The 24,234-nt window shown below is 58.0% G+C and carries 26 protein-coding genes and 1 tRNA gene; 18 read left to right on the forward strand and 9 right to left on the reverse strand.

All coding sequences use genetic code 11. The annotated features are described in order from the left end of the window. Positions 1-112 precede the first annotated feature (112 nt). On the forward strand, positions 113-727 hold the full coding sequence (locus AC1QQ2_RS02355) for a methyltransferase domain-containing protein (RefSeq protein WP_479711928.1): 615 nt from the start codon (positions 113-115) through the stop codon (positions 725-727). Here the strand turns inward: AC1QQ2_RS02355 and AC1QQ2_RS02360 are convergent. Then, the gene (locus tag AC1QQ2_RS02360; protein ID WP_479711929.1) at positions 714-1,934 is read right to left on the reverse strand and encodes an N-acetylmuramoyl-L-alanine amidase; all 1,221 of its coding nucleotides are present in this window, start codon (positions 1,932-1,934) and stop codon (positions 714-716) included. The two genes, AC1QQ2_RS02355 and AC1QQ2_RS02360, sit on opposite strands and share 14 nt — an antisense overlap. Then, entirely contained in the window at positions 1,931-3,079 is a 1,149-nt protein-coding gene (locus tag AC1QQ2_RS02365) for a pyridoxal phosphate-dependent aminotransferase (RefSeq protein ID WP_479711930.1), read from the reverse strand. The genes AC1QQ2_RS02360 and AC1QQ2_RS02365 overlap by 4 nt, the downstream gene beginning before the upstream one ends. Positions 3,080-3,205: 126 nt before the next feature. On the opposite strand from AC1QQ2_RS02365, the gene AC1QQ2_RS02370 reads away from it, so the two are divergent. Next, complete coding sequence (locus tag AC1QQ2_RS02370) at positions 3,206-3,946, forward strand: DsbA family protein (protein ID WP_479711931.1); 741 nt, start codon at positions 3,206-3,208, stop codon at positions 3,944-3,946. Between the two features lie 34 nt (positions 3,947-3,980). Here the strand turns inward: AC1QQ2_RS02370 and AC1QQ2_RS02375 are convergent, their stop codons facing one another. From AC1QQ2_RS02375 to AC1QQ2_RS02385, 3 genes are all read right to left on the reverse strand, one after another. After that, positions 3,981-4,202, reverse strand: coding sequence for an RND transporter (locus AC1QQ2_RS02375; RefSeq protein ID WP_479711932.1), 222 nt, complete (start codon positions 4,200-4,202; stop codon positions 3,981-3,983). Positions 4,203-4,296: 94 nt separating this feature from the next. After that, a tRNA-Asp gene (locus AC1QQ2_RS02380) sits at positions 4,297-4,373 on the reverse strand. A gap of 188 nt (positions 4,374-4,561) precedes the next feature. Next, on the reverse strand, positions 4,562-5,359 hold the full coding sequence (locus AC1QQ2_RS02385; protein ID WP_479711933.1) for a translation initiation factor 3: 798 nt from the start codon (positions 5,357-5,359) through the stop codon (positions 4,562-4,564). A gap of 226 nt (positions 5,360-5,585) precedes the next feature. Here AC1QQ2_RS02385 and infC point away from each other — a divergent pair, with 226 nt between their 5' ends. Next, positions 5,586-6,101, forward strand: coding sequence for a translation initiation factor IF-3 (gene infC / locus AC1QQ2_RS02390; RefSeq protein WP_479711934.1), 516 nt, complete (start codon positions 5,586-5,588; stop codon positions 6,099-6,101). Between the two features lie 50 nt (positions 6,102-6,151). Here the strand turns inward: infC and AC1QQ2_RS02395 are convergent, their stop codons facing one another. From AC1QQ2_RS02395 to AC1QQ2_RS02410, 4 genes are read right to left on the reverse strand one after another with little or no spacing between them, the layout of a single operon-like run. Next, on the reverse strand, positions 6,152-7,144 hold the full coding sequence (locus AC1QQ2_RS02395) for a molybdopterin-binding protein (RefSeq protein ID WP_479711935.1): 993 nt from the start codon (positions 7,142-7,144) through the stop codon (positions 6,152-6,154). Next, positions 7,141-8,112, reverse strand: a complete 972-nt coding sequence (locus AC1QQ2_RS02400; RefSeq protein WP_479711936.1) for an XdhC family protein — start codon at positions 8,110-8,112, stop codon at positions 7,141-7,143. Before AC1QQ2_RS02400 ends, AC1QQ2_RS02395 begins: the two co-directional genes overlap by 4 nt. A 2-nt stretch (positions 8,113-8,114) precedes the next feature. Further along, positions 8,115-9,374, reverse strand: a complete 1,260-nt coding sequence (locus AC1QQ2_RS02405; RefSeq protein ID WP_105235352.1) for a vWA domain-containing protein — start codon at positions 9,372-9,374, stop codon at positions 8,115-8,117. Positions 9,375-9,383: 9 nt separating this feature from the next. Further along, positions 9,384-10,289 (reverse strand): AAA family ATPase, encoded by a 906-nt coding sequence (locus tag AC1QQ2_RS02410; protein ID WP_479711937.1) that lies wholly within the window; start codon positions 10,287-10,289, stop codon positions 9,384-9,386. Between the two features lie 136 nt (positions 10,290-10,425). Here AC1QQ2_RS02410 and pyrC point away from each other — a divergent pair, with 136 nt between their 5' ends. The 15 genes from pyrC to AC1QQ2_RS02485 all read left to right on the forward strand — a co-directional run bounded on the left by pyrC (position 10,426) and on the right by AC1QQ2_RS02485 (position 24,189). Further along, on the forward strand, positions 10,426-11,478 hold the full coding sequence (gene pyrC / locus AC1QQ2_RS02415) for a dihydroorotase (RefSeq protein ID WP_479711938.1): 1,053 nt from the start codon (positions 10,426-10,428) through the stop codon (positions 11,476-11,478). A gap of 45 nt (positions 11,479-11,523) precedes the next feature. Further along, complete coding sequence (locus AC1QQ2_RS02420) at positions 11,524-12,198, forward strand: orotate phosphoribosyltransferase (protein ID WP_067549102.1); 675 nt, start codon at positions 11,524-11,526, stop codon at positions 12,196-12,198. Positions 12,199-12,390: 192 nt separating this feature from the next. Beyond that, the gene (locus tag AC1QQ2_RS02425) at positions 12,391-13,881 is read left to right on the forward strand and encodes a replicative DNA helicase (RefSeq protein WP_105235355.1); all 1,491 of its coding nucleotides are present in this window, start codon (positions 12,391-12,393) and stop codon (positions 13,879-13,881) included. A 43-nt stretch (positions 13,882-13,924) separates the two neighbouring features. Further along, on the forward strand, positions 13,925-14,962 hold the full coding sequence (gene alr / locus AC1QQ2_RS02430; protein ID WP_479711939.1) for an alanine racemase: 1,038 nt from the start codon (positions 13,925-13,927) through the stop codon (positions 14,960-14,962). After that, complete coding sequence (locus AC1QQ2_RS02435; protein ID WP_479711940.1) at positions 14,959-15,735, forward strand: MlaE family ABC transporter permease; 777 nt, start codon at positions 14,959-14,961, stop codon at positions 15,733-15,735. The genes alr and AC1QQ2_RS02435 overlap by 4 nt, the downstream gene beginning before the upstream one ends. Then, positions 15,732-16,478 carry an ABC transporter ATP-binding protein gene (locus AC1QQ2_RS02440; protein WP_479711941.1) on the forward strand — a complete coding sequence of 249 codons (747 nt, stop codon included), beginning with the start codon at positions 15,732-15,734 and terminating at the stop codon, positions 16,476-16,478. The genes AC1QQ2_RS02435 and AC1QQ2_RS02440 overlap by 4 nt, the downstream gene beginning before the upstream one ends. A gap of 308 nt (positions 16,479-16,786) precedes the next feature. Continuing rightward, the gene (locus AC1QQ2_RS02445; protein WP_479711942.1) at positions 16,787-17,488 is read left to right on the forward strand and encodes a DNA repair protein; all 702 of its coding nucleotides are present in this window, start codon (positions 16,787-16,789) and stop codon (positions 17,486-17,488) included. A 39-nt stretch (positions 17,489-17,527) separates the two neighbouring features. Continuing rightward, entirely contained in the window at positions 17,528-17,977 is a 450-nt protein-coding gene (locus AC1QQ2_RS02450) for a paraquat-inducible protein A (protein ID WP_479711943.1), read from the forward strand. Between the two features lie 43 nt (positions 17,978-18,020). Then, on the forward strand, positions 18,021-19,397 hold the full coding sequence (gene radA / locus AC1QQ2_RS02455) for a DNA repair protein RadA (protein ID WP_479711944.1): 1,377 nt from the start codon (positions 18,021-18,023) through the stop codon (positions 19,395-19,397). Between the two features lie 8 nt (positions 19,398-19,405). Continuing rightward, on the forward strand, positions 19,406-19,957 hold the full coding sequence (locus tag AC1QQ2_RS02460; protein WP_438986718.1) for a CvpA family protein: 552 nt from the start codon (positions 19,406-19,408) through the stop codon (positions 19,955-19,957). Positions 19,958-20,069: 112 nt separating this feature from the next. Further along, positions 20,070-21,521 carry an amidophosphoribosyltransferase gene (gene purF / locus AC1QQ2_RS02465; protein WP_479712004.1) on the forward strand — a complete coding sequence of 484 codons (1,452 nt, stop codon included), beginning with the start codon at positions 20,070-20,072 and terminating at the stop codon, positions 21,519-21,521. A gap of 217 nt (positions 21,522-21,738) precedes the next feature. Continuing rightward, positions 21,739-21,984 (forward strand): hypothetical protein, encoded by a 246-nt coding sequence (locus AC1QQ2_RS02470; protein ID WP_479711945.1) that lies wholly within the window; start codon positions 21,739-21,741, stop codon positions 21,982-21,984. Positions 21,985-22,048: 64 nt separating this feature from the next. After that, entirely contained in the window at positions 22,049-22,702 is a 654-nt protein-coding gene (locus AC1QQ2_RS02475) for an SDR family NAD(P)-dependent oxidoreductase (RefSeq protein WP_249943729.1), read from the forward strand. 66 nt (positions 22,703-22,768) lie between these two features. Next, positions 22,769-23,554, forward strand: a complete 786-nt coding sequence (gene surE / locus AC1QQ2_RS02480) for a 5'/3'-nucleotidase SurE (protein ID WP_479711946.1) — start codon at positions 22,769-22,771, stop codon at positions 23,552-23,554. Continuing rightward, on the forward strand, positions 23,551-24,189 hold the full coding sequence (locus AC1QQ2_RS02485; protein WP_249943728.1) for a protein-L-isoaspartate(D-aspartate) O-methyltransferase: 639 nt from the start codon (positions 23,551-23,553) through the stop codon (positions 24,187-24,189). Before surE ends, AC1QQ2_RS02485 begins: the two co-directional genes overlap by 4 nt. The last annotated feature ends 45 nt before the right edge of the window (positions 24,190-24,234 follow it).

Consider the following 24,234-nt stretch of genomic DNA (forward strand, 5'->3'; position numbering starts at 1 on the left):
TCGCGGGTCAGGTCAAAACCGCAAGCACCACTTTCGGCATGAAAACGCCGCTTTCGCATAGGTTTGAACGGTAGGGATTGCCCCTTGGCGATCCACGGACCAAATCAGCGCCATGAGCACGCCAGAAAGCATCCTTGCCACCTATGACCGAGTCGGCCCTGCTTGGGCCACGTCCCGCGACCGCCGTTTGACAGAACGCCGCTGGTTGGACCGGATGATTGCGGTTGCGCCGCATGATCGCGGGAAACGCCGTGTCTTGGACTTGGGATGCGGATCGGGTCGCCCGATCGCGGAATACCTCATTGATCGTGGCATCGCTGTAACTGGCGTTGACGGGGCAGAGAGCATGATTGCCCTGTTCCAAACCAACGTGCCCAACGCCCGTTCTATTCGCGCCGATATGCGTGGCCTTGATCTGGGTGAGAAATTTGATGCGATCCTCGCGTGGGATAGTTTCTTTCACCTCTCACCCGCAGATCAGCGCGCTATGTTCGCGGTGTTTGCAGCCCATGCCGCCGACAACGCTGCGCTGATGTTCACCAGTGGCCCTGATGAGGGTGTTTCCATCGGGTCGGTCGAAGGCACCCCGATCTATCACGCCTCCCTGTCCGAGGCGGGTTATCGCCACGAACTAGAGGCAGCAGGCTTTACCGTCGTCGCGCACAAGGCCGAAGACCCCGACTGCGGCGATCGGACGGTATGGCTCGCTCGGTTTACTGGCGTCTAAGCGCGTCTTTCGCAGCTTCGGAATTGGCCCAGCGTTGAACGGCAAGGACGATTCCCGCAACAACCCGTGCCCGCCCTTCGGCAGAACGGAGTGCGTCACGGTCTTGTGGGTTCGATAGGAACCCGACCTCAACCAAGGCTGACGGGAAATCCGCCGCGTTCAAAACGGCCAAGAGCGCCTCGCGTCGTGGTGTGTTGTTCACCCGCGCATTCGTATCCATCAGCGCCTGAACCAATGCGTCCGCTAAAGTATCGCTCTGCGGCGCGGTTTCCGTGCGAGCAAGGTCCATTAGAACCGTCGCGACCGTGTCGTCTTGGCCCGTCAAATCCAACCCAGCCAAGAGGTCCCCACGATCATGCCGTTCTGCCATACGCAAGGACGCATCCTCTTGGGCCTGATCGCTAAGGGTATAGACCGATGCGCCCGAGGTAATCTCATCCCCGTCCAAAGCATCCGCATGAAGCGACAATAGCACATCTGCGCCAGACCTACGGGCAATGGAAATCCGTTCCTCAAGCGGCACGAACACATCCGTCTGGCGGGTCAGCACAGCGCGCATCCCTTCCATCCGGTTCATCGTCTGCGCTACTTCAACAGCCAGTTGCAGCATGAGGTCCGCCTCACGCAGTCCATCCCGCTCGGCACCGGGGTCAATGCCACCATGACCGGGGTCAATCACGACAGTCAGGATACCATCATCGACCGCAGCGACTGGCGGCGCAGTAGGATCAACGGTGTTCAGCATATCCCAACCCGGATCGCTGGGCGCACCTGCGGCGGCGGCATAGTCCGCGTCCGAACTTGGCGACAGGTTCACCGTCAACCGCGCCGTTCCGTCAACCGTATTCACCGTCATCCCTGCTTGGCTCACGATCATGGCGTCGGACAGATCAACCACCATCCGCGACCACCCTGGCCGCAGCGCCCCAAACCGAAGGTCGCTCACGCGGTCCGATTGATCCAAGGTCGCCTTGTCCGCGCCTCGCCAGTCAATCTCGCGAAAGTCCAAAATCAGTCGGCGCGGATCATCGAGCGTAAACACCCGCCAAGGCACAGGCTGCGACAGGAATAAATCGACTGTCGTTTTGCCCCATGAATCCTCGATCACCGAATGGGTCACATCAAGCCGCGCCAGACCAGTGAAGTCCTGCGCCCGCGATGCCGCGCCCAAACATGCCAGAACCGCTGCCCCCACGATGCGGATCATGACCGACGGTCCTCCATGAATTTAGTGAGCCTACGAAGCCCTTCTTCGATATCGGGGGTTGAGCGAGCATAGGAGAACCGAAGCCAGTGCTTGCCATTTACCGTGTCAAAATCCAGACCGGGCGTCACCGCAACCCCAGATTTATCAAGTACTTCTGCCGCAAAGCTCAGGCTGTCATCGGTGTAATCAGACACATCAGCATAGACGTAGAATGCACCATCAGGCGGGGCGATCTTGGTAAAGCCTGCCTTGGGCAGACCCTCAATCATCAACTCACGATTGCGGGCATAGCTGGCAACATTGCCGTCCAGTTCCTCTTTGCAATCCATCGCATAAAGCGCGAGCCGTTGCGCCGCATGGCTCGGGCAAATGAACTGGTTCTGTGCAATGCGTTCGACGACCCGAACGTGGTCTTCGGGCACAACCATCCAACCCACGCGCCAGCCTGTCATGCTGAAGTATTTGCTGAACGAGTTGATGACATAGACCTCATCGGTCACCGACGCAGCGGTCACGGGTTTAATGCCGTAGTCCAGCCCGTGGTAAATTTCGTCCGAGATGAACGCCGCATTGCGATCTGCACAAGCCACCGAGAGGTCCGTCAACTCACCCTGCCCCAACATGGTGCCTGTCGGGTTCGCAGGCGAGGCCACGATCAAACCTTGAAGGTCGTAGGTCGCCACGTCCGCCGCAACGGGTTGGAACCGCGCCTCTAGCGTGGTCGGAATATCAACCGCGTTCAGGTCGAACGACCGAAGGATCTGACGATAGGACGGATAGCACGGCGCACCGAGGCCAACGCGGTCGCCTGTATCAAAGAGCGCGGTAAAGGCCAGCAGGAACGCGCCAGACGCCCCAGCGGTCACAACGATCCGCTCTGGGTTCATGTCGAGGTCATACCAATCGCCATAATGCTGCGCGATACGCGCCCGCAGTTCTGGCATCCCCAAGGCCACCGTATACCCCAGCGGACCCTCTGCCATATCACGTGCCAAACGATCCAGTGCCGCTTTGGGCGCACCCGTTCCGGGTTGCCCAACCTCCATATGGATGATGTGACGCCCCGAGGCTTCGGCCTTGCGGGCGGACTCCATCACGTCCATCACGATAAAGGGATCAACGGCCCCGCGCCTTGAAACACGCATGTCATGCCTCTTATGGTCTATCTGCTCTGCCCCTGTTTGCCTTTGCAGGGGCCGCGCGTCAATCGGACCCTTGGCACCACCGCCCAGATATGCACAACTCTGCCGGACTATAAATCGGAGAACTCTATGAAACGCCTCGCCCTCGCCCTGACCTTGGGTCTCGCTACCCAAGCCGCCGCCACCGATCTGGAGGCCATGAGCGACGCCGAACGCAGCGCGTTTCGGGATGAAGTCCGCGCATATCTGCTCGACAACCCCGAAGTGCTAATGGAAGCCATCGGTGTTCTCGAACAACGTCAGGCACAAGCGGAAACGATGGCTGACCAGCAGATGGCCCAGACGAACATGGACGCGATCCAGAACGATGGGTTTTCGTGGGTTGGCGGCAATCCTGACGGTGACATTACCATTGTGGAGTTCATGGATTACCGCTGCGGCTACTGCAAACGCGCCTTCCCCGAGGTTGAGACGCTTTTGGAAACCGATGGCAATATCCGCTTTATCGTAAAGGAACTGCCGATCCTTGGTGATCAGTCGACCCTCGCGTCACAATTCGCGATTGCCGTGCAGCAGCTTCATGGCGATGACGCTTATAAATTTGTCCACGATACTCTGATGAATATGCGTGGTGACATCACCCAAGACAGCCTGTCGCAACTTGCATCGACCGTCGGTTTCGATGCGGCGCCAATCTTTGAGCGGATGGCATCACCAGAGGTTGCACGTGTGCTGCAGGCAAACATGGAGCTGGCGCAGCGTTTGCAGATCAGCGGCACACCGACGTTCGTCTTTGATGACCAATTGGTGCGAGGGTATGTGCCTCTCGACCAGATGGCGTCGATCGTCGAAGAGTTACGCGCCAACTGATACGACACAACAAAGGGGGCCTCGGCCCCCTTTTTCATGAGCTCGCCATCATTGTGCGCAGCCCCTTTGCAACGAGCAGCACAAACGGTGCGCCGTGCATAATCAAGTCAAAGAAATCAATCGGCTTCGCCAACTCGCCCGCAGCTAACATCTTTAGCTTTTCCCAGATATGCGGTTCAGGGAAAAACGGCGCGAGGCCCAGCGTCAAACAGGCCAAAATCACAAGGTTCCAAGGCAGGGAATCTAGAAACGCCATTGCGTCCTCCAATATATTTTAAAAACGTGATATATTAAAGCACGACAAATTGCCAAGGGCATTTTGCGTTTTCAAAACTGGAAAGGGAAGAAAGTGGCGCGGTTGACGGGGCTCGAACCCGCGACCCCCGGCGTGACAGGCCGGTACTCTAACCAACTGAGCTACAACCGCGTATCTTCTTTTCGGTATCTCACCGAACGTGTGGGGCTTCTAAGCGGTGCGTCGGGGCGCGTCAAGCGCCCTATGACAAAAAAATGAAACTCTTCGCACAGACCACCAAAAAAACGAAAACGGGGCAGAAAAACTGCCCCGTTTCCAAGAAGTTATCGTAATTCAGCCAGAGCTGAATGTGCCAAAAATTACAGACCCATCGCCGACTTGATCTGGTCAATCACGCCTTGAACCATCTCAGGGTTATTACCAGCAGCCTCAACCGCAGTAACGAGTTGGGTCTTAATGCCATCGGACAGCGACGACCCTTCAATCAGGGCGGTTACTTTGGCTGGGTCAAAGTTCTCGACCGAGAGAATGGCCGAGGGGTCCAGCGCGCCAAGTGCGCCTGTCGCGGTTTCCATCAAACTACCGGCGCTCGTGGTCACATCAGTTGCAGCCTGAACTGCAGTCTCAGTCGCTGCATCAACGGCGTCAGTCGCAGCGTCCGCAGCCTCAGTAGCAGCTGCAGTTGCAGTGTCAGCAGCTTCGGTTGCGGCGGTGGTTGCCATATCAGCCGCAGCCGATGCAGCCTCGGTCGCGCCTTCTACTGCATCCGTTGCAGCAGTCGCAGCGGCATCAACAGCTTCAGTCGCAGCGGTCGTCGCAGCGTCAGCAGCCTCAGTCGCGGCGGTTGCAGCTTCTTCAACAGCGGCAGCAGCGGCCTCTGCTGCTGCCTCAGCGGCTTCAGTAGCTGCAGATGCGGCTTCAGTTACCGCCTCAGTCGCAGCTTCTGCAGCCTCAGTTGCGGTGTCTACTGCATCAGTGGCGGCCTCAGCGGCGGCGTCGGCTGCATCCGTTGCAGCACCAGCGGCATCGTCAGTAACTTCGGCAGCAATACCGACCAGACCTTTTACGGCTTCAACAGGTGTCCGACCGTTGGCGGCAAATTCATAACCGAAAAAGCCGAGAATCGCGGCGACCACAATAATAACAAACGCTCTCATAATATCGTCCTTCCAAACTACAGATCGGCCCCAACTCAGGCCCCCATGCGTGTAATGGCACGACATCACGCAACTTTAAAGTCACATGTGGCGCTGAATTACTACGACCTTGTGGCAAACGCATTTGCGGGTTGCGGAAAATCGCAGCCAAGACTAGGTTGCGTGCCAAATTACAACCGCCGAAAGGACTAAGGCCATAGCCCGCAGACCTCATAACGCACCGCCGGTGCGTGACACTGGACCCCGTATCAATGAACGCATTCGGTGCCCCGAAATCCGCCTCATCGGCGCCGAAGGAGAGAACGTCGGCGTTGTAACGCCAGCGCAAGCGCTCCAAATGGCGGAAGAGGCTGGTTTAGACCTCGTTGAAATCTCGCCCAACGCGACGCCGCCCGTGTGTAAGATCATGGACTTCGGCAAGTTCAAATATGAACAGCAGAAGAAAGAGGCCGAAGCGCGTAAGAAGCAGAAGATCATCGAGATCAAAGAGGTCAAGTTCCGCCCTGGTACAGACAAGCACGACTATGACGTTAAAATGCGTTCCGTGCTCAAGTTCCTTGGCAATGGCGACAAGGTCAAAGTGACCCTGCGATTCCGTGGCCGCGAAATGGCGCACCAAGATTTGGGCCGCCAACTGCTGGAACAGATCGCTACGGACATCACCGAATTCGGCAAGATCGAGAACATGCCGAAAATGGAAGGCCGCCAGATGGTCATGATGATTGGGCCGCTTCCGAAGTAAATTTCGGACAATCGAATGAGAAAGCCGCCTTTTAGGGCGGCTTTTTTGTTTCAGCCTTCGCGTGGGCGCGGACGCGTCGGAATTTCCTTAAGCAATCCCCCTACCCCCATAGCCGAGATTTCGGCATCTCCGATGGGTACGCCACATATCACGCGTTCGAGCACCCAGTCCGCCCCATTCAGCGCAGGGGACCGCGCACACCCAGGAAGCCCAATCACAGGACGATTGCCGACTTCGCCAAGGAACAGCAGGTTTCCGGGATCCACTGGCATCCCAAAACGTGTCACCTTGCCACCAGCCAACCGCACCGCCGAGGGCGCAACGTCCATCGGATCAGAGGTCGCAGAGGCCGTCAGGATCAGCACAATATCGCCCGAAGCCTCGGCAATCGCTGCCGCAATGTCGTCCGTCCGATGAGGCACCACAACCCGTTCAGTCAGAGACATATTAAGTCGAAACAGACGACCGTTAGTCGCACGCCGCCCCTTATCCGACGGGATTTCGTCGGTCGTTCGGGTCTCGATCAAGGTCGCCGTCTTATACTGTGGCGGACGGATGTGAATCGCGGAACGGGCGGCTTCGACCGCCGTGTTCAGCGCATCCTCGGGCACGCCATAAGAAATGATCTTAACCGTCCCGATCATCGTATCGGGGTCGCATCGGTGCCACGCAGGGACCGTGGCGAGGGTGATCATGGGGTGAACCGCGTTAAGTGCATTCACGGCATCCACATTGATCTGAGCAACACCCGCGCCCGTCGCAATGAGGTTCACACGACCCGTCGTTGCCTTGGACAGGCGCAGTCCTTGCGCCTCTGGGTTAGGAACCAAAGCCTGCGCGAGCCGTGTTGCTGCCTCGTCCTCGTGAATATCGTCTGCCTCGAGCCGCGCGACGATAACTTCGTCCATGCCCAGCGCCGCGAGCTGCGCAATGTCATCCTCAGTTAACCATCGCCCCTTAGCCAATTTGCCTTTGGGCAAAGCGATGGAATGGGCGAGGATCGTGCCAAGGGCGTCAGCTAAAGGAACAGGCCCGAATTTCATCCTTTACGCAGCCTTTCGGTGATTTGGGCCATGATGCTGACCGCAATCTCTGAAGGCGACTTCGCACCGATATTCAGACCAACAGGCGCATGGATGCTGGCAATCTGGTCGTCCGTAAAACCGTCCGCCTTTAGCCGTTCGACCCGTTTCGCATGGGTGCGTGTGGACCCCAAACAGCCGAGGTAGAACACGTCAGAGCCCAGCGCTGAACGGATCGCAGGATCATCCAGCTTCGGATCATGGGTCAGTGTGACAACCGCCGTCCTCGGGTCGAGCCCGATCTTCTCCATCGCCTCATCTGGCCAATCGTCCGAAATCACCTCATTCGGGAAACGATCCTCGGAGCCAAAAACAGGACGCGGGTCGACCAAGATCGGGTCATAGCCACAGGCACGGGCCATTTGCACAAGAGGTTGGGCGATATGCACGGCACCGACCACTATCATCCGAAGCGGCGGGTTGTGGATGGCGACAAAGGTCTGGCCGTCCTCTTCAACGCCCGACTTATCGCCACGGAATCGATCTTCATGTTGGGCAAAGCCGTCCAGCCGCCGCACCCCCGTTTCCAGATCAGCGACATAGGCCACGGCCTCGCGCCGCGCGCGGCGGGCAACAAGATCGGCCAAGAGGTCCTCGTGTAACGTTTCACCACCGACAGGTTCGACCAGTACACGAATGCGCCCACCACAGGCGAGCCCAACGGCAAAGGCCGTGTCATCGCTGACGCCAAAATCCAGCAATCGGGCCTTACCATCGTCGATCGCATCAAAGCTCTCGGTGATCACGGCACCTTCGACGCAACCGCCCGAGACAGAGCCTTCCATCGCGCCGTCACGGTCGACGACAAGTTGTGACCCGATTGGACGCGGCGCGGAGCCCCATGTTTCAACCACAGTCGCCAAAACAGCACCACGGCCAGACCGATGCCAGTCGAGCGCCAAGGCGGGAATGTCTGTCTTATCGGTCACCGCTACCTCCCCATCATCGCCATGAGGCGATCTTTTTCCCCAGTATCATCGCCGCGCGCGATGGCATCCGCCAGCCCCTGAAGCGAGGCTATGTTATGCCCAGCGCGGAAACTGGTAACATGGGGCAACATTTCCATAATTCCACGGGCTTTGGGGGCGAACCCCTCCCAGCGGAGCAAGGGATTGAGCCAAATGAGCTGCCGCGACGACAAATGCAGTCGCTCCATCGCCTTGCCCAAGCCGCCTTCAGGGTCGCGGTCCAGCCCATCGGTGATCAACAGGACAACAGCGCCCTGCCCTAGAACGCGCCGCGACCAGTCGCGGTTGAAACGGTCGATACACTCACCGATCCGCGTACCACCTTCCCAGTCCTGCGCTTCGGACCCCGCCGCCGCCAATGCCGCGTCTACATCGCGATGTTTCAGATGGCGCGTGATGTTGGTGAGGCGCGTGCCAAAGGTGAACGCGTGCACCTTGGCCCAGCCTTGGCCTTTGGCGTTCGACACTGCGTGAAGGAAATGCAGAACGGCCCGCGAATACTGCGACATGGACCCGGAAATATCGCAGATCACCACGAGGTTCGGATAACGCTCGCGCTTCTTGCGCGTCTCAAATGACGTGATTTCCCCGCCTTGACGCATGGCCCGCCGCATCGTGGCCCGCCAATCGGCGATATCGCCATAGCCCGCGACGGTCCTGCGTGATTTAATCGGACGCACAGGTAATGTCATGCGGGCAAGGATGCGCTTCGCCTCTGCCATTTCCTCTGTGCTCATCTGCTCAAAGTCGAGGCTCCGCAGCTTTTCTTCGGTCGAGATCGTTTTCGAGGCATCAACGTCGATCAAGGCTTCTTCGTTCGGCTCTTCGTCCTCTTCCTTCGGCATTGGGATATTCTGATCATCCAGCAATGCCTCCGCCGCGCGCTTTTCCCCTGCTTTGGCTTTGCGCTCTTCTTGAACGCCACGCACAGAGGGCAGCATCATCGACATCATATGTTCGAGGTAACGCGGATCACGCCAATAGAGGCGGAACACCTGACCAAAGACCACGCGATGTTCAGGGCGTGAACAGAAGCATGCCTCTAACGTCCAGTAGAAGTCGTTCTTTTCCGTAAAGCCCGCGGCCTCAACCGCCCGAATGGCGTCAATCACCCGCCCAGGGCCGACAGGCAGCCCAGCCTTGCGCAGCGCACGGGCAAAGTGCGTGATATTATGCGCGAGCTTCCCATCTTCGGGGATAGAGAGCGGGATATATTCAGCCATGAAAGACCATCACGCCGGAGCGAGTTCGGCGCGTGCGTCTTTGAGGATACGCTGCGCCTCTGACCCTTCTATGCGGGCAATGTCGTCCTGATATTTCAGGATGGCCCCCAGCGTATCGGCAATCACCTCTGGCGAAAGGTCGATCACATCCAAAGCGAGCAGACATTTCGCCCAATCAATGGTCTCTGCCACGCCGGGTTTTTTGAACAGATCTTCGGTGCGGAGCTTTTGGACAAAGGCAACGACCTCGCGGCTTAGGGTATCTTGGGCCTCTGGCGCACGGGCATTGAGGATTTCCAACTCTCGATCAAAGGACGGATAATCGACCCAGTGATAGAGGCAGCGCCGCTTCAATGCGTCGTGCACTTCACGCGTGCGGTTCGAGGTCAGGATCACAATGGGCGGTTCGGGGGCTTTGATCGTGCCGAGTTCGGGCACCGTCACCTGAAAATCAGAAAGCGCCTCTAATAGGAACGCCTCGAACGGTTCATCTGTGCGGTCGATTTCGTCGATCAATAGAACAGGCGCACCGCCCTCGTGGGGACGCATCGCTTGCAAGAGCGGACGTTCGATCAGGTAGTCCTCGGTAAAGAGTTCGGATTTCAGTTCCGACCGATCAGCCCCGCCTGTCGCCTCAGCCGTGCGGATCGCGATCATCTGTTCGGCAAAGTTCCATTCATACACCGCAGAGGCCGCATCCAGACCTTCGTAGCATTGAAGACGGATCAATTTCCGGCCAAGAGACGCAGCAATCGCTTTAGCGATTTCGGTTTTACCTGTGCCTGCCTCACCTTCGAGAAAGAGCGGACGGCCGAGTTTCAGGGATAAGAACACCACCGTCGCTAGGGCGCGGCCGCATACGTAGTCCTGACCGGCCAGAATCGTCTGGACGTCGTCGATACTGTCGATCTGCATAGTTTCCTCCGTTTGGGGTATGCTGCACCGCTGACAGGAGGCGTCAAGTCATGCCTTGGTCGCAGAGGCATTTTTCGGCCCGAAAAGCCTTTATCCCCCTATGGCGCGGTGCGGGACAAAGGTGTAAAGACAGCCCATGACCGATACAGCCCTCACCCGCCTGACCATCCGCCGCCCCGACGACTGGCACCTTCACCTTCGTGACGGTGCGATGCTTGAGGGCGTTCTCCCGCATACCGCTGCGCATTTCGGCCGCGCGATTGTGATGCCGAACCTCGTGCCTCCTGTTGTGACTGGTGCGCAGGCCGCAGCCTACCGCGAACGGATCATGGCAGCATTGCCCGAAGGCATGTCGTTCCAGCCTCTGATGGTTCTTTACCTCACCGAAGAAACCGATCCAGAGGATGTTGCAGCAGCACATGCCGCTGGCATCGCAACCTCTGTCAAACTCTACCCTGCGGGCGCGACTACCAACTCCGCCTCGGGTGTGCGCGACTTTGATAAGGTCCGTCCCGTGCTCGAAAAGATGGCAGAGATCGGTATGCCGCTCTGCGTTCATGGCGAAGTCACCGACAGCGACATCGACATTTTCGACCGAGAGGCTGTGTTCATTGATCGCGTTCTGCACCCGATCCGCAAGAAAGTGCCCGATCTGCGCGTCGTGATGGAACACGTCACCACCCAAGACGCGGTGGACTATGTGCGGGACCACCATAAGAACCTCGGCGCGACGATCACCACGCACCACCTGATCATCAACCGCAACCACATCCTCGCGGGCGGGATCAAACCGCATTACTACTGCCTTCCCGTAGCAAAGCGTGAACAACACCGCATTGCACTGGTTGAGGCTGCGACCTCTGGCGATGAACGGTTCTTCCTCGGGACGGATTCGGCACCGCACACGGACCCCGCAAAACTGCAGGCCTGTGGCTGCGCTGGTTGCTTTACCGCACCGAACACCATGTCTTGTCTGGCAGAAGTGTTTGAGGCCGCGGGCAAGCTGAAAAACCTAGAGGCCTTCGCGTCCAAAAACGGACCGAAATTCTATGGTCTACCAGTGAATGAAGAGACCATTACCCTCGTCAAAGGGGAACCGGTCGCCTATCCGGACCGCATCGAGACAAGCGCCGGTCCAGTCACCGTATTTGATGCCGGCTTCCCGCTGCACTGGCGTGTTGAGGCCTAAGAACCGGACCTCCGGTAAAACCTACAAAACCAATAAGGACGTGCGATGATCCCCTCTTCCTATCCGACCAAAGCCGAAATGGCGAAACTCACCGCTGGAATGCTGCTGGAAATCGGCGCTATCCACTTTAACGCGGAAGAGCCGTTCACCCACGCTTCTGGCAAGAAGGCCCCGACCTATATCGACTGCCGCAAGCTGATCTCTTTCCCGCGCATCCGCTCGACCCTGATGGATTTCCTCTCGGTTTCGATCATGCGCGAAGCGGGTTTTGAGGCGTTCGACAACATTGCTGGCGGCGAAACCGCAGGTATCCCTTTCGCGGCACTGGTGGCTGAACGTCTCGCACTGCCGATGACCTATGTCCGCAAAAAGCCCAAAGGCTATGGCCGCAATGCCCGCATCGAAGGTGCGATGACCGAAGGCCAGCGCGTTCTCTTAGTTGAGGACCTGACCACCGACGGCGGCTCCAAACTGTCGTTCGTTGATGCGATCCGTGACACAGGTGCAACCTGTTCCGCGACTGCCGTCATTTTCTACTACGGCATTTTTGAAGGTGTTGAGAAAACGCTCGGCGATCATGGGGTTCAACTGATCCACCTCTGCACATGGTGGGACGTCCTCGAAGTGGCGAAAGAGCGCGGCGCGTTTGACGCAAACACCCTCTCCGAGGTCGAGTCGTATCTGCGCGATCCAGCGGGCTGGGCTGCGGCACGCGCCTAATTATTTAGAGGGCGGCAGTTTCCTGCCGCCCTTTTCTATCCAGATATGGGTGTCGCTATTTTCGCCCCAACCAGATAGAGTATCCACCAAGGATACCCACAGGCCATCCACAGGGTTATACATTTTGCCCTTCACGGCCGAATTGGCTATCACTCTTGGATCAGGTTTCAGGGCAGTTTGGGTGCAATAACAATGAACGAACTTACAGCATTCAACGCAACAGGGGTCGAAGCGGCAGCAGAAGACCCAATCCCGCATTCGATCGAGGCTGAACAACAGCTTCTCGGCGCGATCCTGACGAACAACGAAATCTTTGACAAAATCGCAGCCGTGATCACCGAAGATCACTTCTACGATCCAGTGCACCGCCGCATCTTCGAAACCGCAAAAGCACGGATTTCGATGAACGCTCTCGCCTCGCCTGTTACGCTGAAAACCTACCTCAAGGATGATGCTGGTCTGCAGGAACTGGGCGGCCCTGCCTACCTCGTCAAACTTGCAGGTTCTGCAATCTCGGCCTTTGCAGCACGGGACTATGCGCAGTTGATCCATGACCTCGCCGTGCGCCGCGAATTGATCAAGGTCGGCAAAGACATCGCGGACCGCGCCACAAAGGTTGAAGTCGGCACAGAGGCCAACGAACAAATCGTGATGGCGGAACAGGCGCTCTATTCCCTGGCGGAAAAGGGCAACTCTGAGGGCGGCTTTACTTCCTTCGTGAAGGCTGTCACCGAAGCCCTGAACACCGCGAACGCGGCTTACCAGCGTGACGGTGGCCTGTCAGGTATTTCGACGGGTCTGATCGATCTGGACAAAAAACTCGGCGGTCTGCACCCATCCGACCTTCTGATCCTCGCGGGTCGTCCGTCGATGGGTAAAACCTCGCTCGCGACCAACGTCGCGTTCAACATCGCAAAGGCCTACAAAAAAGGTCGCAAACCTGATGGGTCCGAGGGGGCCATTGAAGGCGGCGTTGTAGGTTTCTTCAGTCTCGAGATGAGCGCGGAACAGCTCGCTGCGCGTATTTTGTCCGAGGCGTCCGAGGTTCCGTCGGAACAAATCCGTCGCGGTGACATGACCGAACAGGAATTCCGTCGATTTGTTGAGGCTGCAAAGGCGCTGGAAAGCTGCCCACTGTTCATCGACGACACCCCTGCACTGCCGATTTCACAGGTCGCTGCGCGGGCGCGTCGCCTGAAACGCCAGCATGGCCTCGACGTTCTGATCGTCGACTACCTTCAGCTTTTGCGCGGCACGGGTCGTGGCGACAACCGCGTTCAAGAAATTGGCGAGATTTCGATGGGCCTCAAGGCGATTGCGAAAGAACTGCAAATCCCTGTGGTCGCCCTGTCCCAGCTCAGCCGTACCGTTGAGAGCCGCGACGATAAACGCCCACAGCTGTCCGACCTTCGTGAATCGGGGTCGATCGAGCAGGACGCCGACGTTGTTATGTTCGTATTCCGCGAAGAATATTACGTCGAACGTGAAAAACCGTCCGAGGATAGCCCGAACTTTGCCGAATGGCAGGATCGGATGAACCGTCTGCACGGCAAAGCCGAGGTCATCATCGGCAAACAACGTCACGGTCCGATTGGCACCGTTGACCTGTCGTTCGAAGGTCGCTTCACCCGCTTTGGCAACCTCGTCAAACCTTGGCAGCAAGGCGCAGAGGACGGTTACTGATTTTTCCCTTGCCCTGCGGGCAACGGCGCAGCACAAGACGCCCATGGCTACTGGTTTTCTACATATTGATCTGAATGCGCTGGTTTCGAACTGGCGCGCCTTGGCTGCGATGTCTGACGCCGAAGCGGGCGCGGTTGTCAAAGCAGACGGCTACGGGCTTTCGTCAGACCGCGTTGCCGCCGCGCTCAAGGCCGCAGGTGCAAATCGGTTCTTTGTCGCCTCTGTCGAAGAAGGCGCAAAGGTCCGTCAGGCCGTTGGCCCCGATGCGCTGATACACGTGTTCGGCGGGCATATGGCGGGCGACACCGACGCGATCCTTCAGCTTGATCTGATCCCGATGATCAACTCGCTCGATCAACTGACGCGCCAGTTTGAATCTCTCCCAGGTAAGGCCTTTGGTGTCCAACTCGACACGGGCATGAACCGTCTGGGGATGGAGTGGTCGGAATGGTCTGCCGTAGCATCTATCGTGATGGCGCAATCCCCTGCCCTGATCATGAGCCATCTGGCCTGTGCCGATGAACCAGATCACCCGATGAACGCCTACCAGCTGGAAACCTTCCGCAAGATGACGGACGGCGTGAATGTACCGCGCTCGCTCTCGGCGACAGGCGGTATTCTGCTGGGCAAGGACTATCATTTTGACGTCACCCGCCCCGGGATCGGGATGTATGGCGGCCTACCGTTCACCGATGCGTCCCCCGTGGTCAAACTCGACCTGCCTGTTATCCAGATCCGCGACCTGACCGAAGGCGAAGTCGTCGGTTACGGCAATTCTTGGCAAGCCGCCCGTGACAGCAAAATCGCAACCGTGTCAGGTGGTTATGCCGATGGCATCCTGCGGTCTCTGTCGAATAAAAACACAAAGCTATGGGCGGGTTCGATCCCGTGTCCCATCGTCGGGCGCGTGTCGATGGACCTGATCACCGTCGATGTCACGGACCTTGATGAGGCACCAGAGGCGCTGAGCCTCCTTTGCCCGCAACAGACCGTCGATGACCTTGCCGATATTGCAGGCACCATCGGGTATGAAATCTTGACCTCGCTGGGGGGCCGTTACAAACGGACCTATCTATCGTGAAAAATCCGATTGCCGCCCTCGGTCGTGCTGTTCTAGGGGCTTTGGCCTTTGTGGGACGGTTGGCTTTGTTCGCAGGGGAAACGATCAGCCACCTCGTGCGGCCACCGTTTTACCCGCGTGAATTGGCCACGGCCCTGATCCAGATCGGGTTCTATTCGCTTCCCGTTGTGGGCCTGACCGCCCTGTTCACAGGCGGCGCCCTCGCGCTCCAGATTTATGCGGGTGGTGCACGTTTCAGCGCCGAAGCCGTCGTGCCCCAGATCGTTGCCATCGGGATGGTCCGCGAATTGGGTCCTGTGTTGGTTGGTCTGATGATCGCCGCGCGGGTCACATCGTCCGTTGCCGCTGAAATCGCAACGATGCGGGTGACCGAACAGATCGACGCGCTTGTTACGCTCTCGACGAACCCAATGAAGTATCTGACCCTGCCGCGCGTTCTGGCCGCGACACTCGTCATGCCTGTTCTGGTGGGGATCGGCGATACCATCGGCATTCTGGGCGGCTATCTGGTCGCCACCGAAACGCTGGGGTTCAACGCCTCGACATATATCAAGAACACCGCCGACTTCCTTGAATTCATGGATGTTTTCTCGTCCCTAATCAAAGGCGGCGTGTTCGGCTTTATCGCCGCTCTGATGGGCTGCTACTACGGTATGAACTCTGGTCGCGGCGCCCAAGGCGTGGGCAGCGCCACGAAAACCTCTGTTGTTGCGGCGGCGATTTTGATCCTCGCTGCGAACTTCCTTCTCACACAGGCCTTCTTTTCCGCATGATCCGGCTCACTGACGTTCATAAATCCTTTGGCAGCAACGACGTCCTGCGTGGCGTTGATCTGCACGTGCCCAAGGGTCAATCGATGGTCGTCATCGGCGGATCGGGCACGGGGAAGTCCGTCCTGATCAAATCCGTTCTTGGCCTTGTGACACCAGACAGCGGCATAATCGAAGTCGACGGCGTCGACGTCACCCGCCAACCGCGTGATGCATTTCTCGCACGGTTTGGGATGTTGTTTCAGGGCGGCGCGTTGTTCGACAGCCTCCCCGTCTGGCAGAACGTCGCCTTTCGTCTGATGCGCGGCGCGTTGAAACGTCCCAAGTCCGAGGCCCGCGAGATCGCCATTGAAAAGCTCCGCCGCGTGGGGCTCGGCCCTGATGTTGCGGATCGCTTGCCTGCGGAACTATCGGGCGGGATGCAAAAACGGGTCAGTCTGGCACGGGCGATTGCTGCCTCGCCAGAGATCATCTTTTTCGACGAACCGACCACTGGCCTCGATCCGATTATGTCGGGCGTGATCAATGATTTGATCCGCGAAATCGTGGTCGAGATGGGCGCGACTGCAATCACAATCACCCACGACATGACCAGCGTTCGGGCAATTTCGGATCGGGTCGCGATGCTACATCGGGGTAAAATCCGCTGGGAAGGTCCGATTGCCGATCTGGATCACAGCAACGATCCTTATGTCGATCAGTTCATCCACGGTCGCGCGACAGGTCCCATCGAAACCCTGCGCTGATCGAATCGGACGCTAGCTTCGCGGTCTGTTTGGAAACAGCTTCTCGCTGAATTGAATAGTGTTTCGCGGCGATGCTGCAAACTGTGCGAGAAACAGAAACAATCACAAACCCACAACGTGATTATCCAGAGTTCAGATCGTTTTTGCCCATTTCTCGACAAAATCCTTCGCCCACATGGGTGAATTAACCTATCCTTTAAGGTATAGCGAAACGAGGTTTTTGGGGAAGCCGAGTTATGAATTTTACGGCTGCGTCGGGCTTATTTGTCCGCACATTTCATGCGTTTTCATTTCTGTTTTTGGTTCTGATGTCCGCTTTCGTGGTCGGCTACACAGTGATGTGCGCTTTCGACCTTGCGCCTTGGCTCACCGCGTCCGTGGCGTTCGGCGATATTCAGGTCGAAAACGCTGGCATGTATATCCAGCTGGCAGTCACGATGTTCTTCTTTTCGATGATGTTCTTTGCCCCCGCAAATGGCCGCATCATGGCTCTGGAAAAGTCTCATCGGAATTTTCGGATCAATATGGACGACGTTGCCCGCGCCTATCACCGCTGCCATTCTGCCGATCGTGAGGGCGTATTTACCCTGTCGTCAGAATTTGATGCCGTGCGCGAACGTATCCAATTCATGCGCGACCACCCTGACCTTTCTGATCTGGAGAGCGATATTCTGACGGTCGCCGCACAAATGAGCGAGAGGTCCAGAGGTCTGGCAGATATCTATTCCGACGAAAAAGTCGCCCATGCACGCACTTTCCTGCGCCAGCGTCAGGAAGAAGTTGAACGGCAACAACGCCAGATCATCGAGGCCCTGCACACCTGTCAGGAAATCGAAAAATGGGCACAGCAACTCGATACCGAAGAGAGCGTGATTGCCAACCAGCTGGCCCGTCTCGACGATAAACTTCAGGCCGTGCTGCCGACCCTCGGTTATGGGTTCGAGCAGGAAGAAGTTGAAGAACCTGAAACCAATGTCGTCCCAATTACGGCCAAGCCCGCGGCAGAATAACGCTTGCCAAATTGGGGCGCTCTGGCCACTTCATCGGATATGACAGTTTTTCGCTCCAGTTTTCTCATCAAATTCGCCAACCTGTGCCTGTTGGTTCTATTCCCGCTGGCGTGGTTTGCGCCTTTGATGCGGGCGGGCCTTTTGCCGCTGTTTGGAACGCATGAAATCTCGGTCGTGTCGGGCCTGCAAAGCCTCTGGGAAACGGATGTCTATCTGGCGCTCTTGGTCACCATCCTCGCCATTTTCGCCCCATATCTAAAAACCATTGGAATGGCGCTGGTGCACTTCGGTTTGCTCGACACCCGCGTCAAACCTGTCCTGATGTGGCTCGGAAAACTGGCCATGGCCGACGTTTTTCTGCTGGCGCTTTACGTGGTGATCGTCAAAGGCGTGGGCGTCGGGCGATTGGAGACCGCTTGGGGGCTCTATCTGTTTTCGGGCTGTGTGATCGCCTCGGTTTTGATCGCCCTCACACCGAACAAAGACTGACTTTTCCGTTGCTGTGACGGGTCGAATAAGGGACAAGGCGAGCATGGCAAAAGAACCCAATTTCATCTGTTCCGATTGCGGCGCAAGTTCCACAAAATGGTCTGGCCGTTGTGACGCATGCGGTGCGTGGAACACGATCAGCGAACAAAAACCACTGGCCACCAGCCACGGGAGCAAGAGCCTCTCTGGCCGTCGTGGTCAAACCATTGCCCTCACCGATCTTGCCGCCCAAGAGGCCGAACCGCCCCGCACCGAGGCGGGCGTGGCAGAGCTGGACCGCGTGCTCGGCGGTGGTTTGGTGAAGGCATCGGCGATTTTGGTTGGCGGTGATCCAGGGATCGGGAAATCCACTCTGCTCCTTCAGGCCGCCGCTCGGTTCGCCCGTAATGGCCTAAAGGTGGTCTATATCTCGGGCGAGGAATCTGCCGCTCAGGTCCAGATGCGCGCACGGCGACTTGGGCTAGAGAAAAGCCCCGTCAAACTCGCGTCCGAGACAAACCTGCGCGACATCCTCACCACGCTTGAGGTCGAACAGCCCGATCTGGTGATCATCGACTCGATCCAAACCATGTGGGCCGATACCGTCGACAGCGCACCGGGGTCGGTCAGTCAGGTGCGGGCCTCGGCGCATGAAATTGTGACCTTCTCGAAAAAGAGCGGGATCGCGACGATCCTCGTGGGGCACGTCACCAAGGAAGGTGCTCTCGCGGGTCCGCGTGTTGTCGAACATATGGTCGATACGGTCCTCTATTTCGAAGGCGAGCGCGGCCATCAGTTCCGTATCTTGCGGGCGGTCAAAAACCGCTTCGGTCCCGCGTCCGAGATTGGCGTGTTTGAAATGACGGGCAAAGGGCTGGTTGAGGTGAAAAACCCCAGCGCCTTGTTCCTGTCCGAGCGTGGCAAACCCACCCCTGGGTCGGTGGTTTTCGCAGGTGTCGAGGGGTCGCGCCCCATGCTCTGCGAGATCCAAGCGCTCGTTGCGCCCTCGCCCACACCGCAACCCCGTCGGTCGGTCGTCGGCTGGGATGGGGGACGTTTGGGCATGATCCTCGCGGTTTTGGAATCGCGGTGCGGGATCGCTTTTGCGGGGCTCGATGTCTATCTGAACGTCGCGGGCGGGATGCGGATCACGGAACCAGCCGCCGATCTCGCCGTCGCTGCGGCCCTCATTTCAGCCCGAGAAGATGCCGCGCTGCCGTCTGACTGTGTCATCTTTGGCGAGATTAGCCTCTCTGGTAGCATCAGACAGGTGGTTCAGGCCGAAAATCGGTTGAAAGAAGCGCAAAAACTTGGTTTCACGTCGGCAATTCTGCCGCACCTATCCAAAAGAGCAGCGGCACCAGAGATGGACCTGAAACAGATGCAGGACCTCGCTGGCTTCGTGAACGACATTTTCGGCCCGCGAGACGGGACGGTATAGGGGACAAAATGGACGGTTTCACCATTATCGACGGCGTTGTTGCCATCGTCATCGTAGTTTCGGCCCTCTTGGCCTATAGCCGTGGCATCGTCCGCGAAGCGCTGTCGATCCTCGGCTGGATTGCCGCTGCGATTGTCGCCTTCAACTTTGCCTCGCCCGCTGGTGTCTTTGTCGGCAACCTTCCGGTGATCGGTGGCCTGATCGATAGCAGCTGTGAACTGCAACTTATCGTCGGTTTTGCCGCCGTTTTTGCCATCGCTCTGGCGATTTTCTCGATCTTCACGCCGCTCTTGTCGTCGCTGGTGCGCAACACCGCTTTGGACGCGTTTGATCAGGCGGGCGGGTTCCTCTTTGGCGTGGTCCGCGGGATCATCCTGATTGCTGTCGCGTTCTTTCTGTACAACACGATCCTTGCCTCGCAGGGCATGGCGATTGTGGATGACAGCCGTTCGGCCAAAATCTTTAACAACCTGACGGGTCAGATCGAAGATCAAGACCCCGAAGCGGCCTTGGGTTGGCTGACCAGCCACTACAACGACCTTCTCGGAACCTGCGAATAAATTATCGTCGCATAAAGTGTATGATAGTTTCGTGACACTGGCCCCCTGAACGCTTATCAGGGGGCGAACCCTTCCCATATCGGATTCGGAGCAAACACTCGTGTCCAGAACGATGCCCCTCGCCCACCCCTTTGACGATGACAAGCTAAAGGAGGAGTGCGGGATTTTCGGCGTTGTCGGCGTTGCCGATGCGGCCAACTTTGTCGCCCTTGGCCTCCACGCCCTGCAACACCGCGGCCAAGAGGCTGGCGGGATTGTGGTGCACGACTCCGAGCACGGTTTTAACTCTGCGCGTCGCATGGGCTATGTCCGCGATAACTTTACCAGCGCAGAACTGCTCCAGACGCTGCCTGGCAATATCGGTATCGGCCACGTTCGTTACTCGACCGCTGGCAACAAAGGTCAGACCGCGATCCGCGACGTTCAGCCGTTCTTTGGCGAATTCTCGATGGGCGGTGCTGCGATTGCGCACAACGGCAACCTGACCAACGCGGCAGCACTTCGCCGTGACCTGATTGATCGCGGTGCGATCTTCCAATCGTCGTCGGATTCAGAATGCATCATCCACCTGATGGCGCGTTCGATGGGCCGCAACATCCCTGACCGCATGGAAGAAGCGCTCCGCAAAGCTGAAGGCGCGTTTTCCGTTGTCGCAATGACCCGCACCAAACTGATGGGCGTTCGTGACCCGCTGGGCGTGCGTCCGCTGGTCTTGGGCAAAATCGGTGATGGCTGGGCGCTGTCATCTGAAACCTGTGCGCTCGACATCATCGGCGCCGAATTCGTCCGTGAAATCGAACCGGGTGAGATGGTCGTCATTTCGGCCAAAGACGGGGTGCAGAGCCACTTCCCCTTCCGCCGTCAGGAACCGCGCTTCTGTATCTTTGAACAGGTCTACTTCTCGCGTCCTGACTCGATCCTCTCTGGTCGTTCGGTCTATGAGACCCGCCGCCAGATCGGCGTCGAACTCGCTCGCGAAGCACCTGTTGAGGCCGACCTCGTTTGCCCAGTGCCAGATTCGGGCACCCCTGCCGCGATTGGTTTCAGCCACGAAAGCGGCATTCCCTACGGCATGGGCATCATCCGCAACCAATACATGGGCCGCACCTTTATTGAGCCCACCGATGCGATCCGTAACATGGGTGTGCGCCTCAAACTGAACGTGAACCGTGCGCTGATTGCTGGCAAACGGATCATCCTCGTGGACGACTCTGTTGTGCGCGGCACCACGACCCGCAAGATCAAGGATATGCTCCTTGATGCTGGCGCGGCAGAGGTGCACTTCCGCATCGCCTCCCCGCCCACCGCGTGGCCGTGCTTCTACGGTGTGGACACCCCGCAGCGGGAAAAACTGATCGCGGCGACGATGACCGAAGACGAAATGCGTGAGCACCTAGGTGTCGACAGTCTGCGGTTTATCTCGCTCGACGGTCTATACCGCGCAGCGGGTCACGCAGAGGGCCGCAACAACGCCTGTCCGCAGTTCTGCGATGCGTGTTTCTCGGGCGAATATCCGATCAAACCGACCGATATGATCGCCAAGGGATTCGAACTGAAGTCTTAAGATGACTTAGCCGTTCGGAAATCACTTTGCACGGTCGTGCAAGATTAGGGTCGCCCAATGTGGCGGCCCTTATTTCTTTTGCATATATCGAAATCGGCGAACTGGCAGTTCCCCGCCTATGGCTCCTATCCTTCCGTGCAAGGTGGGGTTTTTTTACTGTTTCCCACATGCCACCTCGGTCCCACCACTCACGGGCAATGGACCGAAAATGACGAGCATGACCAACAACGTTGTCGCGCAGGCGGCAACGGTCGTCGATGTGCTGCCACTCGATCAAATGGCACTCATCGGCACAATTGTGAAACCTGATGGCACCCAAGCGATCCTGCGCAACGGGATCGGCTATGTCCGACTTGTGTCGGTGGGCGACACGACGCTGTCGGGCCGCATTACTGCGATTGATGAACAGTCAGTGATCCTCACCGGAATGGACGGGCAGCTTGTCTTGCAGATGATGAACTGACCCAACCAAATCGCCGCATCACAGCCCACTTGCACCAAACGCAACAAGGTGCGAAATGGAGCCTATGACGCAAGATACACGCCCCACCGCTCTGATCACCGGCGCTTCGCGCGGACTTGGCTCTGCCTTGGCCGAACAGCTTGCCGAAACGCACCACATTATCGCAGTGGGTAAGACCACTGGCGCACTTGAGGAACTGGATGATCGCATTCAGGCCAAAGGTGGTGAAGCGTCGCTTGCGCCGATGGACATCACAGTTGAGGCCGCGATGCAGCAGCTCTGTCGTTCGGTCTATGATCGCTGGGGCAAACTGGACCTCTGGATCCATTCCGCGATCTTCTCCCCGCCTCTGTCACCTGCGCCCGACATGCCGGAAAAAGACTACGACAAGGCATTCCTGACAAACGTCAAAGCAACCCAGCGCTTGATCAGCTATGTGGCCCCTCTACTGGGCACGACTGGCCGCGCAGTGTTCTTTGATGACCCACGCGCTGGCGAAGCGTTCTTTGGTGCCTACGGCGCGTCCAAGGCCGCACAGATCGCAATGGCGCGCAGCTGGCAGACTGAAACCGCAAAAATCGGCCCGATGGTTAAGATTTTGACCCCGCGCCCGATGCCGACAGCCGTGCGCGCGCGCTTCTTCCCGGGTGAAGACCGTGCGCCACTGACCGACATCCGCGAAGAGGCCGCACGTCTCCTGCCAGAAATCCTATCGTAAAACAGGTCTGACAATGCTTGCCGCTTTGCCTTCAACTGCTTAGGAAGGTCAGCAAAAGAGGTGAGCATGCGCATTCTTATTACCAACGACGATGGGATCAACGCACCGGGCCTAAAGGTGCTCCACGCAATCGCGCAAGAGGTTGCTGGCCCCGATGGTGAGGTCTGGACCGTCGCGCCCGCCTTTGAACAGTCAGGCGTGGGTCACTGTATTAGCTACACCCACCCGACAATGATTGCGCAACTCGGTGACCGCCGTTTCGCCGCCGAAGGATCGCCTGCGGACTGTGTTCTGGCGGGCCTCTACGACGTTATGGCAGACAACAAACCTGATCTCGTGCTCTCTGGTGTGAACCGTGGCAACAACGCCGGCGAAAACGTCATGTATTCGGGCACCATCGGCGCCACGATTGAGGCCTCGCTTCAGGGGGTCCCTGCCATCGCGATGTCACAGTTCTTTGGCCCAGCCAATGCCGATCTCGATCAACCATTCGAAGCAGCAGCCCAGCACGGTGCCGACGTTGTGCGGCGTTTGCTGAAAAACGGTCTCTGGGGTGATGAGGATTATCGCCTGTTCTACAACGTGAACTTCCCTCCCGTCGCCGCTGCCGACGTTCAAGGGATCAAGGTTGGCGCGCAGGGCTTCCGCCGTGGCACCACCTTTACCGTCGAGCCGCATCAATCGCCTTCGGGCCGCAAGTTCCTTTGGGTCAAAGGGGGCGATCAACGCGTTCGCACCCTGCCCGACACGGACGTGACCCTGAACCTTGATGGCTACATCAGCGTGACGCCGATGCGCGCCGACCTCACAGATCACGCGACCCTTGCCCAACTGCGGGATGCGCTAGAGTGACCTTTGACGCCGAAGCCAAGATGCAATTCCTCTACGCCCTACGATCAAAGGGCGTGACGGATGCACGTGTGCTCACGGCGATGGAACGGGTCGACCGCGCAATGTTCGTCAAAGGCATCTTTGCTGACCGCGCCTATGAGGACATGCCCCTGCCGATCGCGTCGGGTCAAACGATAAGCCAGCCGTCGGTTGTTGGCATCATGACGCAGGCGCTCAACGTTACCAGCCGCGATAAGGTTTTAGAGGTCGGCACCGGCTCTGGCTATCAAGCTGCGATCCTCAGCCACCTCGCCCGCCGCGTCTATACCATCGACCGTTATCGTCGCCTTGTGACGGACGCGAAGGCGATTTTTGAACGGCTCGACCTGACAAATGTGATCCCTTTTGTGGGGGATGGCAGCTTTGGTTTGCCCGATCAGGCCCCGTTTGATCGCATTCTCGTGACCGCAGCCGCCGAAGACCCGCCCGGTCCGCTCTTGGCGCAATTGCGTGTTGGCGGTATTATGGTATTGCCAGTGGGGCAATCCGATGCGGTTCAGAGCCTGATCCGTGTCACCCGCACTGAGGACGGATTTGACTACGACGAATTGCGCCCTGTCCGCTTTGTCCCTCTGGTAGAGGGGTTGGGCGACTGACCTAAACAGCTCTGATCAACAGGGCGAGAGAGACGAGGATCGAGT

The organism is Aestuarium sp., from assembly GCF_023253315.1.
In the GTDB taxonomy this organism is placed as follows: domain Bacteria; phylum Pseudomonadota; class Alphaproteobacteria; order Rhodobacterales; family Rhodobacteraceae; genus Marivivens; species Marivivens donghaensis.

Bases quoted from the DNA above. Each gene is read 5' to 3' on its own strand.
- AC1QQ2_RS02355 (WP_479711928.1), top strand. From the start codon at position 113: ATGAGCACGCCAGAAAGCATCCTTGCCACCTATGACCGAGTCGGCCCT.
- AC1QQ2_RS02360 (WP_479711929.1), bottom strand. From the start codon at position 1,934: ATGATCCGCATCGTGGGGGCAGCGGTTCTGGCATGTTTGGGCGCGGCA.
- AC1QQ2_RS02365 (WP_479711930.1), bottom strand. From the start codon at position 3,079: ATGCGTGTTTCAAGGCGCGGGGCCGTTGATCCCTTTATCGTGATGGAC.
- AC1QQ2_RS02370 (WP_479711931.1), top strand. From the start codon at position 3,206: ATGAAACGCCTCGCCCTCGCCCTGACCTTGGGTCTCGCTACCCAAGCC.
- AC1QQ2_RS02375 (WP_479711932.1), bottom strand. From the start codon at position 4,202: ATGGCGTTTCTAGATTCCCTGCCTTGGAACCTTGTGATTTTGGCCTGT.
- AC1QQ2_RS02385 (WP_479711933.1), bottom strand. From the start codon at position 5,359: ATGAGAGCGTTTGTTATTATTGTGGTCGCCGCGATTCTCGGCTTTTTC.
- AC1QQ2_RS02395 (WP_479711935.1), bottom strand. From the start codon at position 7,144: ATGAAATTCGGGCCTGTTCCTTTAGCTGACGCCCTTGGCACGATCCTC.
- AC1QQ2_RS02405 (WP_105235352.1), bottom strand. From the start codon at position 9,374: ATGGCTGAATATATCCCGCTCTCTATCCCCGAAGATGGGAAGCTCGCG.
- AC1QQ2_RS02410 (WP_479711937.1), bottom strand. From the start codon at position 10,289: ATGCAGATCGACAGTATCGACGACGTCCAGACGATTCTGGCCGGTCAG.
- pyrC (WP_479711938.1), top strand. From the start codon at position 10,426: ATGACCGATACAGCCCTCACCCGCCTGACCATCCGCCGCCCCGACGAC.
- AC1QQ2_RS02420 (WP_067549102.1), top strand. From the start codon at position 11,524: ATGATCCCCTCTTCCTATCCGACCAAAGCCGAAATGGCGAAACTCACC.
- AC1QQ2_RS02425 (WP_105235355.1), top strand. From the start codon at position 12,391: ATGAACGAACTTACAGCATTCAACGCAACAGGGGTCGAAGCGGCAGCA.
- alr (WP_479711939.1), top strand. From the start codon at position 13,925: ATGGCTACTGGTTTTCTACATATTGATCTGAATGCGCTGGTTTCGAAC.
- AC1QQ2_RS02440 (WP_479711941.1), top strand. From the start codon at position 15,732: ATGATCCGGCTCACTGACGTTCATAAATCCTTTGGCAGCAACGACGTC.
- AC1QQ2_RS02445 (WP_479711942.1), top strand. From the start codon at position 16,787: ATGTCCGCTTTCGTGGTCGGCTACACAGTGATGTGCGCTTTCGACCTT.
- AC1QQ2_RS02450 (WP_479711943.1), top strand. From the start codon at position 17,528: ATGACAGTTTTTCGCTCCAGTTTTCTCATCAAATTCGCCAACCTGTGC.
- radA (WP_479711944.1), top strand. From the start codon at position 18,021: ATGGCAAAAGAACCCAATTTCATCTGTTCCGATTGCGGCGCAAGTTCC.
- AC1QQ2_RS02460 (WP_438986718.1), top strand. From the start codon at position 19,406: ATGGACGGTTTCACCATTATCGACGGCGTTGTTGCCATCGTCATCGTA.
- purF (WP_479712004.1), top strand. From the start codon at position 20,070: ATGCCCCTCGCCCACCCCTTTGACGATGACAAGCTAAAGGAGGAGTGC.
- AC1QQ2_RS02470 (WP_479711945.1), top strand. From the start codon at position 21,739: ATGACCAACAACGTTGTCGCGCAGGCGGCAACGGTCGTCGATGTGCTG.
- AC1QQ2_RS02475 (WP_249943729.1), top strand. From the start codon at position 22,049: ATGACGCAAGATACACGCCCCACCGCTCTGATCACCGGCGCTTCGCGC.
- surE (WP_479711946.1), top strand. From the start codon at position 22,769: ATGCGCATTCTTATTACCAACGACGATGGGATCAACGCACCGGGCCTA.